This window comes from Rathayibacter sp. AY1H3, assembly GCF_002932015.1.
This window is the reverse complement of record NZ_PSUU01000094.1, coordinates 1-1,641: the sequence shown is the minus strand read 5'-3', so window position 1 is coordinate 1,641 and position 1,641 is coordinate 1. Positions and strand designations below refer to the sequence as shown.

Below are 1,641 nucleotides of genomic sequence, written 5' to 3'. Positions count from 1 at the left end.
CGCGTTGTCGCGGAAGATCGTGTTCGCGAAGGCGTTGTAGGTCGAGACGGTGGCGGCCTCGAACGGGTCGGGCGCCGACTGCCCGGGCGCGAGCGGGAGCAGGCCCGCCGCGCCGAGCTGGTCGATCCTCCGCCCGATGCGCTCGCCGAGCTCGGCCGCCGCCTTGCGGGTGAAGGTGAGGCCGAGCACCTCCGACGGCGCCGCGTGGCCGTTCGCGAGGAGCCAGAGGACGCGGTTCGCCATCGTCTCGGTCTTGCCGCTGCCGGCGCCGGCGACCACGAGGGCCGGCTCGAGCGGCGCCTCGATGACGGCGCGCTGCTCGGCGGTGGGCGGGCGCAGGTCGAGGCGCTCGGCGATGGTCAGGGCGTCGATCACGGCAGCTCCTCCTCGGAGACGGCGGAGGGGTCGGGGTCGGCGGGGCCGGATGGATCGGCCGGCGCATCGGGATCCGGCTCCTCGGAGTCCTCCGGGTCCTCTGTCTCGTCGACCTCGTCGATCGCCAGGAGGCCGTCCCCCGGGACCTCGGGTACCGCGTGGATGCGGTACCGCAGGGCGTCGCCGGGGGAGAACGGGGTCGCGTCGAGCAGGCCCGAGAAGCCCGCCGCCGCCATGCCCAGGGCCGCGGCGCGGACGCGCTCGCGCAGCCGCTCCAGCTCCTCCTCGCCGAAGCGCTCCTGGACCACCTCGCGGTACGGCTTCCCGCGCACGCCCGTCGCCACGAAGAGCAGCTTCGCGCCTCCCCCGTCGGCCGGGTCGGCCGCCTCGATCGCCCCTTCGGCGACGGCGAGCTGGTAGCTGCCCAGCTGCGCGTGCTCGGCGATGTCGTCCTTGCGGGGGGTGCTGCGGCCCGTCTTGAGATCGACGATCGTGACGGAGCCGTCGGCCGCGCGCTCGACGCGGTCGATCGAGCCCCGCACCCGGGCGGGCGGGACGTCGAGCTCGAACTGCTGCTCGCGGCCGAGCACCACGCCTCCCCCGCGCTCGAAGTCGGCGAGATAGCCCGCGAGGCCGTCGATCAGCCGCCGTGTGACGCGCTTCTGCCGCTCCCCCAGCCAGGGCGACTCGAAGACCAGCTCGGGCCACCGCGACTCGAGAGCCGCCCACAGCTCCTGCGGATCGGGCCGCTCGGCGTTCTCGAGGACCCAGTGCACGAGGGTGCCGACCCCCATCGCCGTGCTCGTCGTGGAGCCGGAGACGGCGTCGACGAACCAGTCCAGAGGGGACCGCTCGAAGGCCTCGAGGCGGCTCGGCGAGACGGAGACGGGACGCTCGGGGTCGCCGACGTCGAAGAGCGGCTCCGTGGTCGAGGGCTCGAGCACCCCGGACCAGGAGGAGGGGTCGGCGCCCGGGACCTCCGCGAGCGCCAGGGCGCTGAGCCCTCGGATGGCGGCGGGAGCCTCGGTCGAGTCCGGCGTGGTGGCGGTCCGGCGCAGCGCCGCCACCGCCCCGCGCAGCGTGAGCGGCACTGCGGAGGCCGGATCGAGCCGCGGCGCGTCCGGCGGGGTGAGCCGGAAGAAGAGGGAGGGCGTCTCGTCCTCGCCCGCGACGGCGCTGAGCACGAGCTGCCGCCGGGCGCGGGAGGCGGCCAGGGCGAACATCCGGAGCTCGTCGTCGAGAGTGGCCTTGCGGGCGTCGAGCGGC

At 75.4% G+C, this 1,641-nt stretch carries 2 protein-coding genes; both read right to left on the bottom strand.

All coding sequences use genetic code 11. From position 1 onward, the window contains the following. The coding region (locus tag C5C33_RS18050; protein ID WP_181136282.1) for a UvrD-helicase domain-containing protein at window positions 1–375 on the bottom strand (375 nt) is incomplete at its 3' end. Continuing rightward, on the bottom strand, window positions 372–1,641 hold a 1,270-nt coding region (locus C5C33_RS18045; protein WP_146085827.1), incomplete at its 5' end, for a PD-(D/E)XK nuclease family protein. The genes C5C33_RS18050 and C5C33_RS18045, both read right to left, overlap by 4 nt.